Raw genomic sequence first — 17,817 nt, forward strand, 5'->3', positions numbered from 1 at the left:
GCCATTTCTACTTGGTACTAGGGAAGGGGGATTTCGCATGCTTTACCAATTTTCTGCTCGCGCACACACACTGCTATCGTCACCGCTTCTAAGTATTCGCACCCAAACACGGAGAAGCTCCATGATATCGCTTGCTGAAGAATTACCAGCGGAAGAACTGTTCCCGTTATCGCTGCTTGCCGAAGCAGCCTCTACGGTAATATCTGCAGATGCAGGGGCACTTCAATATGGTGATCCTGCAGGGTATGGTCCACTTCGGGAGTGGCTTGCCGGGGATTGGCTCAGAGAAAAAGGGGTAACTGTTACTGAAGGTGGAGTTCTGCTAACAACGGGGAGCCAGCAAGCGATTGATTTGTTATCGCGGGTGTATATTGATCCGGGAGATCGCGTATTGGTAGAAAATCCGACATCTCCAGGATTCTTGCAAACTCTTCGGATGCAAGGCGCCATTATTATTCCCGTAGAGGGTGACTTGGATGGGCTTGATCCAGATCATTTGCGGAGGCAAATTGAACTGCATAAGCCAAAAATGCTGTTCGCAACACCGAGCTTTACGAATCCAAGTGGCATCCTATGGAGTTTAGAGAGACGGCGTGAGGTGCTGGATCTTTGTACCGCCTATAACATCCTGATTGTAGAAGATGACTCATATGGTGATTTACATTTTCAAAAGTATGGTGAACCTTGGGCCACAAGATTTCCATCTTTGTACGCACTGGAAAATATAAGTGACGGCGGACACGTATTATATATCGGTTCGTTCAGCAAGACCGTCGCGCCCGCGCTGCGGACGGGCTGGGCAGCAGGTAGCCGGGAAGTGATCGGGATGATGGCTGCGGCCAAGCAGATGGCAGACTGGCAATCGAGCGCATTAAATCAGCGGCTCTTGCATCATTTGTTGGATGTGACCGCTTTTGATCTTCGTGAGCATATTGCGCAGCTGAATCGAGAATATAACACCCGGCTGAAGTTGATGGTGGAGCTGCTTAAACGTCCAGCTTGGAAGGGAAGCTCCTACGATCTGCCGTCAGGAGGCATGTTTCTCTGGGTATCTCCGCCGGAGGGGATGGATGTTATGGCACTGCTGAAATGTGCGCTGGGTAAGGGAGTGGCATTTTTGCCGGGACCGTTATGTAGTGTGGATGGGAGCGGAAATCATATTCGTCTTAACTTCAGCCATCCCGGCCGGGATGAGCTGCTGCTCGGCATGAATTTAATGAGCGAGGCGGTTAAGGAGTTCACGGCTCGGAGTTAGATAGTGGAATGAAAATTATGAATGAAATGATTAAAATGATGAAGTATGAGTGAAATGAATAAAAAGTCAGGACGATTGAGGATTTATCGTAGAGATGAATAGACGGACTGTGGAAAGATGCATAGATGGATGAATAGACAAATACATGGACAGATATATAGATAGACGAACAGACAGATACATGGACAGATGTATAGTAAAGACAAAAAGACAGATATATGGACTGACAGATAAGCTGACGGATGAACAAACATAATACAAGACACCTTAGAGCTAAAACAAGGATAGAATTTCAAGTTGGGCAAGATGAAGTGCGAAATGTGAGATTATTTAGGGAAATCCTCCCTAAAACTGGTCGATCTAAACTCTAAAGTGGACTGTTTAGGGAATTTCTCCCTAAAAAATTAAGGGATTCCCCGTTTTAGGGGTTAATCTGGCGAAAATCAGGGAGGAATTCCCTAAAATACGGTTTTTAGCGTGTGAATCGAAGAATATTAGGGAGGATTTCCCTAATAACTTAGTGTGCCTTTTTCGGAATGGTGTTTTTAAGTATAATTTGATTTGATCGTTTTAGTATTAGTGAATGTTGAATGTAGTATAGGGTTCTAATGTGAATGATTCAGCAAGAGTAGCATGTTAAAGTAAATAGAGAAAATGGTAATTAGTAATAAGGCTGGTGTTCGAGAGTGTAAATAAGTCAAATAAGTACAGTCACTTAGAGCCGGATGAGACTAGTGTGTTGTGTGTAAGTTAAGAACATGGAATGCATGCACAGAGATAGGATTCAAATAAGATTAGACATACGAAAAAGCATCCCGTAGATGGGATGCTTTTTGGCGTTAGTTAGACATGTTATGTGTGAATTAGATTAATAAGTTTAAAGACCGAGTAAATGATTAGAACTGGGGGGTAAAGGATTAGAATCCAACAAAAAGATTATAATCGAAAAAAAGTACTGCTTACGATAGGCAAGCTAATTACTGTGATGATTGCTGTTATGAGTTACGCCGCCAGTTATAGCGGCGTATTCCACTAGCGCGGCCTGACCGGCTGGGGTCAGGGTATAGCGCCCACGGCTGACACGGTGGAACCAGCCGTAGTAGTTGTGCTGCAGCATAGCGGCGGCGTTCGGTACGCCGCTACGCTTCCGCAGCTCGGCCGGCGTGATCCCGGCCGGGCGTGTGCTTGAGGCAGCGCTAGGGGCACCGCTTCGCGTGCCAGCCGCCGCTGCCTCCCGTGCTGCCGTGTCCCCGGCAGCACGCCCCTCCGGCGCTGAGCTCAGCGCCGGAGCCTGTGCAGCGGTGCTCGCCGCTGCACGTTTGCCCGCTGCGAGCGAAGCCTTCGCAGCGGCCTTCTCGGCAGCGACGGCGGCTTCCGCCTCCGCTGCTTGCAGAGAAAGCGCGACACGCAGCGCTTTCTCGCGGTAGGCCGTCACGAGCTTAACGCGCGTGCTGCCGCCGGTGTTGTAGTCTCCGCTGCGCTCGCGGAACTCATAGAGCAGACGCTCGCGCCGCCGCTTGTTGCTGCGCTGGGCAGGCGGCGTCTCGTCCGGCTCGACGAGCACCTCGACTAGCGGTGCCTTAGTCTTATAAAAAACAACGGTGATCAGCCCGAGGCCAAGACGGCGGCACAGTCCGCTAAGCTCGCCCCAGCGCTGGTTCACCGCTCCTTTTTTATCACGGACACGTTCCACTGCGAGATAGACCGTAGGGCTGAGCTTCAGCCGTTCCACCCCTTGCAGCAGCAAGGCCAGGTTGAACGATTTTTTCATCTCCACGATTAGAGGGTGCTCTAAATCCTCACGGATCCCCACCAAATCACAAGTCCGAACCTCACCCTTGATGCTGTATCCTTGCTTTTCAAAAAAAACCTTTAAAGGAGCATACAGCTCCGTTTCATGTCGTACCGCCATAGTGTCACTCCCGTAGCCCATTATTTTCGGGTTTCCATTAAGGTTTTACTGCGATTTTATGATTCTCTATTATAGCACAGCAAAAAAGAGGTCAACTATTCCACGCTTTCTGCATAGGTATGTAATACACTTTTTAACGTTATAGGAGAGCAAGTAAGAGCGCAAGAGGAGGCAGCGAGCAATGGATATTTTTGAGCGAATAGCTTCGTATCGGGCTGAGAACGACCGTTTGGCGTGGAGCGGGACCTTCAAGCAGTATATAGAACTTTTGAGAAAAGACCCCTCTCCCGCTAAAACCGCTCACTCCCGCGTTTATGACATGATTAAGTCGCATGGCGTAGAGGACATAAACGGACGCAAACGGTATAAGTTTTTTGAGCAGGAAATTTTTGGGCTTGATCGTGCAGTCGAAAAGTTAGTGGAGGAATATTTTCATTCCGCAGCACGCCGGCTTGATGTTCGTAAACGGATTTTATTATTGATGGGACCCGTCAGTGGGGGGAAATCGACCCTAGTCACACTGCTTAAACGAGGGTTGGAACAATACTCGCGGACGGATGCGGGTGCGGTATATGCCATTGAGGGCTGCCCGATGCATGAAGACCCACTACATTTGATTCCCTTGGAGCTTCGTCCAGAGATTGAGAAGGAACTTGGTGTACGGATTGAGGGTAACCTCTGTCCTTCCTGCCAGATGCGGCTAAGAAATGAATATGCAGGGGATATTGAACAGGTCAGAGTAGCCAGGGTTATTTTGTCAGAAGAAGAGCGGGTAGGGATTGGTACCTTTAGTCCATCTGATCCGAAGTCGCAAGATATCGCCGATTTGACCGGGAGCATCGATTTTTCGACCATTACTGAATTTGGCTCGGAATCCGATCCGCGTGCGTACCGTTTTGACGGAGAGCTCAATAAAGCTAACCGTGGACTAATGGAGTTCCAAGAAATGCTCAAATGTGACGAAAAGTTCCTGTGGAACCTGCTGTCTCTGACGCAAGAAGGTAATTTCAAGGCTGGTCGATTCGCATTAATTAGTGCGGATGAAATGATAGTTAGATGATAAAGTCTAAAATAATGGCAGTAAAGGCAGTAACAGAATAGAAAATCCGATTCTTATAATAGAAAATCATGTTTGAAGTATCCACGTACGAGCAACTTCGCAGGACGCCTGCCAATGCCTGGCTCCAAGACCTCAACCTCAACCTTCTCGAATACACGACGTAATAACGTATTCTTTCTTGTCTTGTCATTTAGCGTACGATAGGCATCAATCACTGAAGATACTTTCTTGCGAATTGAATCTGTGTTGATGTCGTTTTTCACATCTGTTGCCTCTATATTTTTGATTTTGAGAATTTCCGCTTCAATACCTTTTAAATCCTCAGTAAGCTTTGTTTTTCTCTTATTGAACTCTTCACGGGTGTAGTCGCCGGACTCATAAGCGTTAAAAATAAACTCAAGTCGCGACTGTAATTTCTTTTTACTGTCTTCCAGGATACGTAGGTCATCCAATGGATTATTAGCTGTGCTTGCTGCACGCTTAAGAGTCTGTTCAATCATTGACTCGAGTTGATTCGTATCAAGCTCTTTAACATGCTGCAGAAGCTTAATGATTTGATCTTCAACATCTCTGTACTTGTAAGATTTACGACACTCTTTGTCATAGAGAAATTCTTTGTGATAGACGCTGGTTACATTGCTTCCCCTTTTATCATAATGCTGGGTAGAGTATTGGCGAACCATTTTTTTCTGACAAGTTGGGCAAACGACAAGTGATGCTAATTCACAAGACTGGAACTGTTCTTTAACGGGAAGAGCAAGATTACTATTTGCTTGCAATTTACGCTGTGCAGCATCGAACGTTTCTTTATCAATAATTGCATGATGCGCATTTTCGTGAATCAGCCACTCCTCTTTGGGACGCTTGATTTGGCGATATCCCCGTTTCAGAGAAGGGTCCTTAATGTTTTCTGTGGTTCGATAGTAAATATGTCCGATGTAAACTGGATTTTCTAACATTCGGCGGATGACCAGCCCTTGCCAATGCTTTTTGTTCTTGGAGGTAGGGATCCCCATTTTCACGAGTTTCGTGGAGATGGCTTGATATCCGATATCATCATTCACATACCAATCAAATATTTTGCGTACAATCGCAGCTTCATCGGTATATTCTCCTGTGCTTTCATCATAGTTAAAGGGTTCAAGTTTCTTAGTTTTGATGTTTGACCGGTAACCGTATGCGGGGTGTGAGTTCATGAATTTCCCTTCCTCACGGGCTTTAAAATACCGAGCATTAACAAGTCGCTCTTTGATCATGAAATATTCTTCACGAGAGATAAAGAGCTGCATCCGAATAAACTTTGCATCATCAGAGTTACGGGGATCGTAAATACGACTCTCAGTAATGATGTAAATGCGATTTTGCTCTAGCAAATCATAAATCACACCCATATCACCGTATGAGCCGCGCCCTAATCGCTGAATCTCACGTACTGCGATCGCTTGGTATTTGCCGCTCTCAATGTCATTCAGCACTTGTCTGAAGATGGGGCGTCCCGAAATTGAATCCCCCGACCCAACTTCTTTAACTTGCTCAAAAGGTACACCGTATTGCTTCAATACGGTTTCCATTTGAACGCGCTGACGTTCTAGTGCATCGATTCCTTCTCGTTCTTCTTGGATTTCTTCTTCTCTTGACTTACGGATGTAATTAATAATTCGCAATATGTTAGGGGGCAGTTCACGCATTAATTTATACACCCTTCTTTTTGGTTTAATTACTGCGAAAAGATTATATCATCGTTGTACAAGCAAAATAAAGGGAATGCGACCCAAGTTATAACCTGTTTTTTCGTTAAAATGGGTGAGATCGGCCGGAGGCCGCTCGAATTACTAGGCATTATAGGCCTCTCGATTCTTTTCCAGAATCAGGAGGCTATTTTTGGATACGAACGAAACTTGAGCACCAAAAAGTCTACTTTCTTCAAAAGAAATTACATTGTACTTACTAAAAGTCGCAGATATAATTAGTGCAGAATTCAGGAGAATGGCTTGCGAGAAGTGATATTAAGGGCGAAGAGGGGGTGATTATATAATTTAGAAGTATTATTAAACATATTTGTTAAAGCGCTATCATTTTTAAAAATAGTAAATAAAGGGATAAATCAATGGTTGATAGAGCCTGAATGGGAGGAATTAAATACGATGTATAAAAAGTGTTGGGTACTCGTTTTGGTTTGTTCTTTCTTCATTTGCTTTCTACCAGGAAAATCTATCTATGCTGCGGATCAAACCGCCAAGAACCCGATTATATGGGCGGATATTCCGGATGTTAGTGTAATCAGGGTAGAAGATACCTATTATATGACCAGTACAACGATGCATATGAATCCGGGCGTTCCCGTTATGAAATCCAAGGATCTTGTAAACTGGGAAATTGTTAGTTACGTATACGATATCCTAGCGGACAATGACAAACAGACGCTTACCAATGGGCAGAATATTTACGGGCAGGGCTCATGGGCTAGTAATATCAGATATCATAACGGCAAGTTCTATGTCGTCTTTGCTTCCAATGATATCGGTAAAACGTTTGTTTTTCAAACCACGAACATCGAAAAAGGACCTTGGGAAAAGTATGAACTGGCCGGCGGAGTTTATCATGATATGTCTCTATTGTTTGATGATGACGGACGTGTATATCTGGTTCATGGCAATGGCACCATTCGCGCGATTGAGCTTACTTCGGATGCCACGGCGATTAAACCGGGAGGGATGAACAAAGTCATTATTCAAAATGCAAGCGCTCCCGGAGGAACCGGAGGTTTAGGCGCTGAAGGGTCTCACATTTATAAAATTAACGGCAAATATTATATCTTTAATATTTCATGGCCGACCGGGGGAATTCGAACTCAACTGGTTCACAGGGCAGATCAGATTGACGGTCCCTATGAAGGCAAGGTTGCGCTGAAATCCGGGAGTAACACAAGTGGAGCCGGCGTAGCCCAAGGCGGCATCGTTCAAGCAGCTGACGGGAAATGGTATGGGATGCTCTTCCAGGATTACGGTTCGGTGGGACGCATCCCGTATATTGTTCCCATGACTTGGAGTGAGGACAATTGGCCAGTATTCGGTGATGTCAATGATACGGGAATTGCTGCAGAGCTTTCGAAATCCTGGGTGGCATCCGACAATTTTGATCAGAGGACAGAGAGAGTCAGTGCATACCATACCGAGGTAGCCGGCGGAGAAAATGATGACAACGGCTCCAATCTTGCATACGTATGGCAATGGAACCATAATCCCGATAACAGATATTGGTCTCTGACGGACCGTCCCGGACACCTTAGATTAACAACGGGAAGAACGAGCACAAGTATTCTGGATGCCAGAAATACCCTTACCCAGAGAACCTTCGGTCCGGAAAGCTCAGGGACAATCGCAATTGATGTCAGCCATATGAAAGACGGGGATGTAGCCGGAATATCTGCTTTTCAGAAAATTTACGGTTATGTAGGGGTTAAAATGTCAGGATCTGAAAAGTCGATTGTGATGGTAAACGGAAGCTCAGGGTCGGCAGTAGAAACGGCTAGTATTCCGATCAATCAGGACGTCGTCTATTTACGAACTGAGCTTGATTATAAGAATCGGACGGACAAAGCATCCTTCTATTACAGTCTGGATGGTAAACGCTGGGCATCGATCGGGAACACCCTGCAAATGTCATATACCCTGCCACATTTTATGGGCTACCGATTTGCCTTATTCAATTATGCAACAAAAACTGCAGGCGGTTACGTTGACTTTGATTACTTTAAAATAGGCGACAAGCTGGAAGGGACTAATGTTGATACGAATTTAAAAGAACTTCGTCTAGACGGTGTTCCTTTGCGTGGCTTTAGTCCAAATATTTATTCCTATGACATTGATGTTCCGGAAGGGGCAGCTCCGCCTCAAGTTACCGCGATGGCTTACGATCCTGAGGCGATGGTCAAAATCACACAAACGATGGAAATCCCCGGCATAGCAACGGTGAAGGTGATCAGAGACGGGATTGAAGCAGCAGTCTATACTCTTCGTTTCAGTACGCCGGTCTTCATAGCCATCGAGGCGGAAACAGCGGCGGACAACTCGAAGGAGGCCTACGTACACGGCACGATCAACGGCCATACCTGGTCGCTTGCCGACGGGCAGTCCACAAAAGCCATGTTCTTCGGGCCTGATACCGGCTTTAATATGCCCGGGACGGATGCAGCGACCCTAGCCTCAGGTTCCAGGCTTGGATATAAGATCAACATCCCGAAAGCAGGGGCTTACCAGCTTTGGATCCTAGCCAAGAGCGTGGATTTCAATTCCGATTCCGTCCATGTCGGATTGGATCAGCAGTATAAATTCACTTCCAACGGGATTGAGGGAATCAGCGGCGGACAGTTCAGATGGGTGAATCTTAGCAACGGCGGCTCCGTCGTGCCTGGGGGAGAGCCATTGAATATGACGGTCGGCGAGCATGAGTTGAATTTCTGGGGCAGGGAAGACGGGTTGACGATTGACCGGATTTATTTGACGACAAGCACCTCCACGGCGGATCCCGTCTGGCCGTCTACGGAAGAGCCGGAACCGACGGAGCCTGCCGTTGCATTGTCGGCAACGGATAGCGTGAAGCCTGGAGGCAGCTTTACCGTCGGCGTGAAGCTGAACAACTTGGTAGAAAGCGTATATGCCCAGGACATCACGTTCACTTATGATGCCAACGTTTTCGAATATATGAGCGTAACATCCGCAACGTATAATGTGGAGCTGATGACAGAGGACAAAGATACCCTTGGTGAGGTCAGATTGATCGCCGCCAATATCGGAGGCATCTCGGGAGCAAGTACGCCGTCTCTGGATCTAACCTTTAAGGTGAAATCCGGTGTCCAGAACACGAGCGGGACGATAGCCGTGAAGCGGGCGGAATTGGGAACGTCCGAGGGAGCCGTGATCCAGGCGAAACTGGACCATAAGGTCATTTCTGTAGGAAGCATCGATGTGAGCGTAGACAAGACTGCGCTGAACGCAGCGATTACAAATGGGCAGAGCTTGTATGACGCTGCAGTCGTAGGTACTCTACCTGGTCAATATCCGCAGGCAGCCAAAGATGCGTTTGGCATTGCAATTAACGCGGCCAAAGTGGTTAAAGACAACTCGGGCGCGACACAGTCTCAGGTTGACAACGCAGTCACTGATCTGCTCCGTGCGGTGAATAGCTTCAAGTCCGCAGTAATTAAGGAAGTATCGGCGGATCTGAACAACGACGGCATCGTCAACGTAGGCGACCTTGCGATTGTTGCTTACCATTACGGCAAGGACTCCACTAGCTCTGATTGGGCGAAAGCCAAGATCGCTGATCTGAACGGCGACCAGAAGATTGACATTACGGATCTTGCATTCATCGCCACCAAAATTCTTAATTAGTAAATTAATTGTAAAATATTCTCTCAGTACGCCCTATTCCGCCTTGAGACGAAGGAATGGGGTGTGCTGAAATAAGGAGTGCCCAATGAGAAAACGAAAACTAGCAATCTTGATCTGTTTCATTGCAGTCCTAACAACGGCTTTCATGCCCGGTAAGGGATATACAAAAGCGGATACGGGCTTTTCACTATCGAAGATTTCAGATCAAGCTCTTCCTGACAAAACTCTGACGGTTACATTGAATGGAGATAACCTGAATGGACTCTATGCTTATGAAGCTACAATCAAGTTCGACCCTGAAATTGTTGAGTTGGTTAAAGCCGAATCGAAGCTAGAAGGTTACTTCATAACTCCGAAGGTCGAAGACGGAACCATGACGATAGCGTTCACGAAAATCGGAAAGAAGACAGGCGAGCAAGGGAATATAGCCTTAGCCTCTATTCTTTTTAAAGGGAAAACCAAGGGAGATGCCGGCATACAACTGGTATCCGTTAAGGCATTGGACCCGGCTCTAAAAGAAACGGTCTACAAAAACAAGATGACCTTCGACGATCTTGAAGGCTATGAATGGGCAAGGATGGAGATCGAAACGCTTGCCACATCCGGAATCATCAAGGGAACTTCAGCTACCACTTTTAGTCCCGGGGCGAAAATTACCAGAGCTGACTTCGTTAGCTTGCTGGTCAGGGCGCTGCAGTTGGATACCGAGGTCGAAGGTAACTTTAAAGATGTCAAACAGACCAACTACTTTTACAAGGAAGTAGGGATTGCCAAAAAGTTTGGAATTGCACTGGGTACAGGCGATGATAAATTTGAGCCGAAGCAAAGGATTACCAGACAAGATATGATGGTGACGGCAGAACGCGCGATGAAAATTGCAGGAAGAATGCTGGATGAAAAAGACTCCGATTTAAGCAGCTTCAGAGACTCTGGGGATGTATCTACTTACGCGGTAAACGCCCTGACCCGATTGGTCAAGAAAGGAATCATTGAAGGCTATAATGGCATGATAAAACCTAAAGATTTAGCGAGCCGGGCGGAAGCAGCCGTCATTATCTATCGGTTGTTGAACATTTAAGCATCGAACCTTTCATGAATATGTTCAGACTACTGAACTGCTGGGAAAGGAGGTGTCAACATTCTAGTAAATCTGCATGAAGCATCTATATAAATTTAAGTATCTATTAACCAAATTAAGAAAGGGTGGAGTTAATAATATGCGAATATGGAATAAACTATTGTCACTCATGTTAGTTTTAACTCTTGCAATCGCTTCAAGCCCGGGAAATCCAAAGGTACAGGCCGCGGAGGAAACACCGCTAACTCCGGCCATGGCCAAAACACCCGGCAATGCCAATCCGCTATTTTCGCACAAGTTCGGGGCTGATCCCTACGCCATGGTTTATGATGGTAGAGTTTATATTTACATGACAAATGATATTCTTGAATACAATGCGAATGGGACAATTAAGGACAACGGATATAGTCGTATCAACAAAATTACGGTGGTTTCATCCGATGATATGGTGAACTGGACAGACCACGGAGAAATCCCTGTAGCCGGCCAGCAAGGCGCTGCCAAATGGGCAAATAATTCATGGGCTCCTGCTGCGGCTCATAAAACGATAAACGGCAAAGAAAAGTTTTTCCTGTATTTTGCAGATAGTGCAAACGGGATCGGCGTTCTCACCGCGGACAGCCCGATTGGACCGTTTTCCGATCCGATTGGGAAACCACTGATCAGCAGAAGTACCTCCGGTGTCGAGAATGTCACATGGCTCTTTGATCCTGCCGTACTTATTGATGATGATGGAAGCGGATACATTTATTTTGGCGGGGGGATTCCAGCCGGAAAGGATGAAGATCCGGGAACCGCGCGTGTTGCAAAGCTTAGCGATGATATGATCAGCCTGGATTTGGCAGCCAGCGGCGGTAAAGCTCAACCGATTAATCCGCCTTGGCTGTTTGAGGATTCGGGAATCAACAAGTACAACGGAAAATACTACTACTCCTATAGTACAAACTTTTCCGGTCAACATCCGGCGGATATTCCAACAGGAACGATTGCTTATATGGTGAGTGATCATCCATTTGGCCCGTTCACCTATGTAAAAACCATATTACCTAACCCTGCTGTTTTCTTCGGTGTCGGTGGGAACAATCATCATGCCATGTTTGAATTTAACGACCAATGGTACATCACTTACCATGCTCAGACCGTGGCTAAAGCCATGGCGGAGAGCGGTCTAGTACCGGAATTGGGTGGGCAAGCGCACGGGTATCGTAATGCACACATAAATAAGGTAAGTTTTGATGCAAACGGAGTTATCGAAACAATCACAGGCGATTATACCGGGATTGCTCAACTGAAAAACTTTGATCCCTACCAAAGAGTAGAGGCTGAAACGATCGGTTGGAACGGAGGGATCACTACTGAAACTACGACCGAGCCGGGAGGAATGGTAAACAGCATAAACCTGGCTGTGGGCAGTATCAACAATGGAGACTGGACGGCCGTATCCAAGGTTGACTTTGGCACGGAAGGCGCCGGTACATTTACAGCGAATGTTGCTAGCGATTCCAGCGGCGGAGCTATCGAATTGCATATAGATAACGCAAATGGCCCGCTGATCGGAGTCCTGCCTATTTCCAATACGGGCGGTGATCAAGCTTGGAAGACTAAGACAACTAGCATTTCCGGCGCTGTGGGAGTTCATGATCTTTACATGGTCTACAAAGGTGCTTCGACAGGCAATCTCTTTAAGGTAGATTATTGGAAGTTCGGAAAAATGAGCGAAGTTCACGATCTTGTCGCCATCAATGCATCCATCGATAAAAACAAGATCGATTTGGCTCCTGGAACTAACACGGCGAAATTAAAGGTTGTAGCTGTTTACGGTGATGGAACAAGTGAGGATGTCACTGCTCAGGCAAACGCAACCCCTGCACAAAGTGGTATTGTCGATATTAAGAACGGAGTAATCACTGGGGTGGGGTATGGGTCAACAACTATCGATATCAGCTTCGGCGGAAAAACTGATTCATTAAATATACTCGTAAAAGACCTGAATAGTGAACTGTCGGTCAAACAGATTACTGTCGATAATAGTTCGTTTGCTCTGGATACCGGCCAAAAGGCTACTTTTAAAGTCACTGCCGAGTATAATGACGGACATAAGGAAGATGTGACGAGGAAAGCGGTCTACAATAACCCGAGTTCAAATATTGCAGAGGTTTCAAACGGTACGATTACTGCAAAAGCCAGCGGAACGACCCAAGTTGCTGTAAGTTATCAGGGAGAATTAGGCGAAGCTGCAACAACTCAAATTAGCGTAACTGTCAATACGCCTGCAGTCGTAGCCATTGAGGCGGAAGCAGCGGCGGACAACTCGAAGGAGGCCTACGTACACGGCACGATCAACGGCCATACCTGGTCGCTTGTCGACGGGCAGTCCACGAAAGCCATGTTCTTCGGGCCTGATACCGGCTTTAGTATGCCCGGGACGGATACAGCGACCCTAGCCTCAGGTTCCAGGCTTGGATATAAGATCAACATCCCGAAAGCAGGGGCTTACCAGCTTTGGATCCTAGCCAAGAGCGTGGATTTCAATTCCGATTCCGTCCATGTCGGATTGGATCAGCAGTATAAATTCACTTCCAACGGGATTGAGGGAATCAGCGGCGGACAGTTCAAATGGGTGAATCTCAGCAACGGCGGCTCCGTCGTGCCTGGGGGAGAGCCATTGAATATGTCGGCCGGCGAACATGAATTGAATTTCTGGGGCAGGGAAGACGGATTGACGATAGACCGGATTTATTTGACGACAAGCACCTCCACGGCGGATCCCGTCTGGCCGTCTACGGAAGAGCCGGAACCCCTGGAGCCTGCCGTTGCATTATCGGCAACGGATAGCGTGAAGCCTGGAAGCAGCTTTACCGTCGGCGTGAAGCTGAATAACTTGGTAGAAAGCGTATATGCCCAGGACATCACGTTCACTTATGATGCCAACGTTTTCGAATATATGAGCGCAACATCCGCAACGTATAATGTGGAGCTGATGGCAGAGGACAAAGATACCCTTGGTGAGGTCAGATTGATCGCCGCCAATATCGGAGGTATCTCGGGAGCAAGCACGCCGTCTCTGGATCTGACCTTTAAGGTGAAATCCGGTGTCCAGAACACGAGCGGGACGATAGCAGTAACCCGGGCGGAATTGGGAACGTCCGAGGGAGCCGTGATCCAGGCGAAACTGGACCATAAGGTCATTTCTGTAGGAAGCATCGATGTGAGCGTAGACAAGACTGCGCTGAACGCAGCGATTATAAATGGGCAGAACTTGTATGACGCTGCAGTCGTAGGTACTCTGCCTGGTCAATATCCGCAGGCGGCCAAAGATGCGTTCGGCATTGCAATTAACGCGGCTAAATCGGTTAAAGACAACTCAGGCGCGACACAGTCTCAGGTTGACAACGCAGTTACTGATCTGCTCCGTGCAGTGAATACCTTCAAGTCCGCAGTAATTAAGGAAGTATCCGCGGATCTGAACAACGACGGCATCGTCAATGTGGGCGACCTTGCGATTGTTGCTTACCATTACGGCAAGGACTCCACCAGCTCTGATTGGGCGAAAGCCAAGATCGCCGATCTGAACGGCGACCAGAAGATTGACATTACGGATTTGGCGTATGTTGCCTCTAAAATAGCTGACTAATCATGGGTGAAAATATGGACGGGGATTTTTTATTCCTGTCCATATTTCTTACATCCAATTATCAAATGTAATGTGGAGGGGGTTTGTCAATGAAAAAGGCTTTAAGCCTCGTAGTGACATTCTTAATTAGCTTGATGGTATCAACGACTATTTCTTTTGCAGATAACCCCGTAGTCCAAACGATTTATACCGCTGACCCTGCTCCATTGGTAGTTGGTGATACGGTCTATCTATATACCGGACACGATGAGGATGGCTCAACCTATTTTACGATGAATGAATGGAGAGTATATTCCTCCACAGACATGGTCAACTGGACAGATCATGGATCACCCTTGTCTTATAAAACGTTTAGTTGGGCTAAAGGCGACGCGTGGGCGGGGCACGCTATTGAAAGAAATGGTAAATTCTATTATTACGCAACGGTTACAAGTAGTGCGCTTGGAAGACCGGTGATCGGGGTGGCAGTCTCTGACAGCCCAACCGGTCCGTTTGTAGATGCTCTCGGATACCCGTTAGTCGCCAGCGCTTGGGGCGATATTGACCCGGTTGCATATATTGATGAGGATGGTCAGGCTTATCTTTATTGGGGAAATCCTGAATTGAAATATGTAAAACTAAATCCTGACATGATTTCCTACGACAAAAACGTTGGTATTGTAACGGTACCTTTGACGACAGAAGGATTTGGGAAGCGTACAGGGAATGCCTCCAAGCTGACATTATACGAAGAGGGGCCGTGGTTCTATAAACACGGAGATCTATATTACATGGTATATGCTGCCGGAGGTATACCTGAATATATCTCATATTCTACCAGCAATAGCCCTACCGGTCCCTGGACCTATAGAGGCGTCATTATGTCGACCCAAGGTAAAAGCTTTACTAACCATCCGGGAGTTATAGATTTTAAAGGACATTCCTACTTTTTTTATCATAATGGCGCCTTGCCGGGAGGCGGAGGCTTCACTCGTTCAGTAGCCGTTGAGGAATTTAATTATAATCCTGATGGCACATTCCCGGTGATCAATATGACAACTCAGGGACCAGCTGCGCTGATGCGTTTAAATCCATATGTCAGAAATGAAGCTGAAACCATTGCATGGGCATCGGGCATAAAAACAGAGCCATCCAATCAAGGTGGAATGAACGTTTACCATATTGATAACGGAGACTATATAAAGATAAAGAATGTGGATTTTGGGTCTACCGGGGCCGGTTTATTTTCTGCAAATGTATCCAGCGCATCTAACGGCGGCACATTGGAGCTTCATCTTGACAGTACTGAAGGGACATTGATCGGGACGCTCCCTATTTCCAACACAGGCGGAGATCAGGTTTGGCAGAAAAAAACAACAAATATTTCTGGTGCTTCCGAAGTCCATGACGTTTATTTGGTATTCAAGGGAGAAGCGACAGGCAATCTTTTTAAGATAGATTATTGGCAGTTCAAGCAAATGAGCGCTGCTCATGATCTATCAGCAATCAACGCATCCATCGATAAATATAAAATCGACACTGTATCCGGAGCCAACCAGGCAAGGATGAAGGTTACTGCTGTATACACCGATGGAACAAGCGCTGACGTTACTGCGCAGGCTGTTGCAACTGCGGCAAAAGACGGTATCGTAAGTATTAATAAGGGAGTTGTAACGGGAGTAGGCTATGGTTCAACTAGCATTGATGTGAGCTATGGAGGAATGACAGATACACTGAATTTGCTGGTTAAAGACTTGAACAGCGAGCTTACGGTGAAGGAGCTTACAGTAGATAATCCCTCATTTGCTCTGGATTCCGGTCAAACAGCTGCCTTTAAAATTACCGCAGAGTATCTTGATGGACATAAGGAAGATGTGACGAGGAAAGCTGTCTACAATAACCCGAGTCCAAATATTGCAGAGGTTTCAAACGGTACGATTACTGCAAAAGCCAGCGGAACGACCCAAGTTGCTGTAAGTTATCAGGGAGAATTGGGCGAAGCTGCAACAACTCAAATTAGCGTATCTGTTGATACGCCGGTTGTCATAGCCATCGAGGCGGAAACAGCGGTGGACAACTCGAAGGAGGCCTACGTACACGGCACGATCAACGGCCATACCTGGTCGCTTGTCGACGGGCAGTCCACGAAAGCCATGTTCTTCGGGCCTGATACCGGCTTTAGTATGCCCGGGACGGATACAGCGACCCTAGCCTCAGGTTCCAGGCTTGGATATAAGATCAACATCCCGAAAGCAGGGGCTTACCAGCTTTGGATCCTAGCCAAGAGCGTGGATTTCAATTCCGATTCCGTCCATGTCGGATTGGATCAGCAGTATAAATTCACTTCCAACGGGATTGAGGGAATCAGCGGCGGACAGTTCAAATGGGTGAATCTCAGCAACGGCGGCTCCGTCGTGCCTGGGGGAGAGCCATTGAATATGTCGGCCGGCGAACATGAATTGAATTTCTGGGGCAGGGAAGACGGATTGACGATAGACCGGATTTATTTGACGACAAGCACCTCCACGGCGGATCCCGTCTGGCCGTCTACGGAAGAGCCGGAACCCCTGGAGCCTGCCGTTGCATTATCGGCAACGGATAGCGTGAAGCCTGGAGGCAGCTTTACCGTCGGCGTGAAGCTGAACAACTTGGTAGAAAGCGTATATGCCCAGGACATCACGTTCACTTATGATGCCAACGTTTTCGAATATATGAGCGTAACATCCGCAACGTATAATGTGGAGCTGATGACAGAGGACAAAGATACCCTTGGTGAGGTCAGATTGATCGCCGCCAATATCGGAGGCATCTCGGGAGCAAGTACGCCGTCTCTGGATCTAACCTTTAAGGTGAAATCCGGTGTCCAGAACACGAGCGGGACGATAGCCGTGACCCGGGCGGAATTGGGAACGTCCGAGGGAGCCGTGATCCAGGCGAAACTGGACCATAAGGTCATTTCTGTAGAAAGCATCGATGTGAGTGTAGACAAGACTGCGCTGAACGCAGCGATTACAAATGGGCAGAACTTGTATGACGCTGCAGTCGTAGGTACTCTGCCTGGTCAATATCCGCAGGCGGCCAAAGATGCGTTCGGCATTGCGATTAACGCGGCCAAAGCGGTTAAAGACAACTCGGGCGCGACACAGTCTCAGGTTGACAATGCAGTCACTGATCTGCTCCGTGCGGTGAATACCTTCAAGTCCGCAGTAATTAAGGAAGTATCCGCGGATCTGAACAACGACGGCATCGTCAACGTGGGCGACCTTGCGATTGTTGCTTACCATTACGGCAAGGATTCCACCAGCTCTGATTGGGCGAAAGCCAAGATCGCTGATCTGAACGGCGACCAGAAGATTGACATTACGGATTTGGCGTATGTTGCCTCTAAAATAGCTGACTAAAACTACCATAAGCGAGAATGGGGATGGAGTGTTTTGCATACCATCCCTTGTTCTCACGCTAGATTTGATTCACTCAATCCTCATATAAAACACAAGGAGAGGTGT

At 47.1% G+C, this 17,817-nt stretch carries 7 protein-coding genes and 2 pseudogenes; 7 read left to right on the forward strand and 2 right to left on the reverse strand.

The features are described from left to right. The first annotated feature begins 37 nt into the window (after window positions 1-37). The gene (locus tag NST74_RS08675) at window positions 38-1,255 is read left to right on the forward strand and encodes an aminotransferase-like domain-containing protein (protein ID WP_341111519.1); all 1,218 of its coding nucleotides are present in this window, start codon (window positions 38-40) and stop codon (window positions 1,253-1,255) included. Window positions 1,256-2,228: 973 nt separating this feature from the next. Here the strand turns inward: NST74_RS08675 and NST74_RS08680 are convergent. Continuing rightward, window positions 2,229-3,167, reverse strand: coding sequence for a DUF2161 family putative PD-(D/E)XK-type phosphodiesterase (locus tag NST74_RS08680; RefSeq protein WP_341111521.1), 939 nt, complete (start codon window positions 3,165-3,167; stop codon window positions 2,229-2,231). A 181-nt stretch (window positions 3,168-3,348) separates the two neighbouring features. Here NST74_RS08680 and NST74_RS08685 point away from each other — a divergent pair. After that, window positions 3,349-4,221 (forward strand): annotated as a pseudogene (locus tag NST74_RS08685) (protein prkA); the annotation flags it as partial. 59 nt (window positions 4,222-4,280) lie between these two features. On the opposite strand, the gene NST74_RS08690 reads toward NST74_RS08685, so the two are convergent. After that, window positions 4,281-5,915 (reverse strand): recombinase family protein, encoded by a 1,635-nt coding sequence (locus NST74_RS08690; protein WP_341111523.1) that lies wholly within the window; start codon window positions 5,913-5,915, stop codon window positions 4,281-4,283. Between the two features lie 456 nt (window positions 5,916-6,371). Between NST74_RS08690 and NST74_RS08695 the strand changes: the two genes are divergently transcribed. From NST74_RS08695 to NST74_RS08710, 5 genes and pseudogenes are all read left to right on the forward strand, one after another. Further along, the gene (locus tag NST74_RS08695) at window positions 6,372-9,620 is read left to right on the forward strand and encodes a family 43 glycosylhydrolase (protein ID WP_341111525.1); all 3,249 of its coding nucleotides are present in this window, start codon (window positions 6,372-6,374) and stop codon (window positions 9,618-9,620) included. A gap of 85 nt (window positions 9,621-9,705) precedes the next feature. Beyond that, a complete protein-coding gene (locus NST74_RS08700; protein ID WP_341111528.1) occupies window positions 9,706-10,698 on the forward strand; it encodes an S-layer homology domain-containing protein in 993 nt (330 codons plus the stop codon). Between the two features lie 139 nt (window positions 10,699-10,837). Continuing rightward, a pseudogene (locus NST74_RS29950) lies at window positions 10,838-12,403 on the forward strand (glycoside hydrolase family 43 protein); the annotation flags it as partial. Window positions 12,404-13,678: 1,275 nt separating this feature from the next. Beyond that, window positions 13,679-14,332: a dockerin type I domain-containing protein gene (locus NST74_RS29955; RefSeq protein ID WP_445668182.1), complete on the forward strand. Its 654-nt coding sequence runs from the start codon at window positions 13,679-13,681 to the stop codon at window positions 14,330-14,332. A gap of 89 nt (window positions 14,333-14,421) precedes the next feature. Next, complete coding sequence (locus NST74_RS08710; RefSeq protein ID WP_341111533.1) at window positions 14,422-17,712, forward strand: family 43 glycosylhydrolase; 3,291 nt, start codon at window positions 14,422-14,424, stop codon at window positions 17,710-17,712. Window positions 17,713-17,817 lie beyond the last annotated feature (105 nt).

The sequence above is a fragment of the Paenibacillus sp. FSL F4-0125 genome, from assembly GCF_038008565.1.
Classification (GTDB): Bacteria; Bacillota; Bacilli; order Paenibacillales; family Paenibacillaceae; genus Paenibacillus_AQ.

Coding starts and splice junctions, on each gene's coding strand:
- NST74_RS08675 (WP_341111519.1), top strand. CDS start 38: ATGCTTTACCAATTTTCTGCTCGCGCACACACACTGCTATCGTCACCG.
- NST74_RS08680 (WP_341111521.1), bottom strand. CDS start 3,167: ATGGCGGTACGACATGAAACGGAGCTGTATGCTCCTTTAAAGGTTTTT.
- NST74_RS08690 (WP_341111523.1), bottom strand. CDS start 5,915: ATGCGTGAACTGCCCCCTAACATATTGCGAATTATTAATTACATCCGT.
- NST74_RS08695 (WP_341111525.1), top strand. CDS start 6,372: ATGTATAAAAAGTGTTGGGTACTCGTTTTGGTTTGTTCTTTCTTCATT.
- NST74_RS08700 (WP_341111528.1), top strand. CDS start 9,706: ATGAGAAAACGAAAACTAGCAATCTTGATCTGTTTCATTGCAGTCCTA.
- NST74_RS29955 (WP_445668182.1), top strand. CDS start 13,679: ATGGCAGAGGACAAAGATACCCTTGGTGAGGTCAGATTGATCGCCGCC.
- NST74_RS08710 (WP_341111533.1), top strand. CDS start 14,422: ATGAAAAAGGCTTTAAGCCTCGTAGTGACATTCTTAATTAGCTTGATG.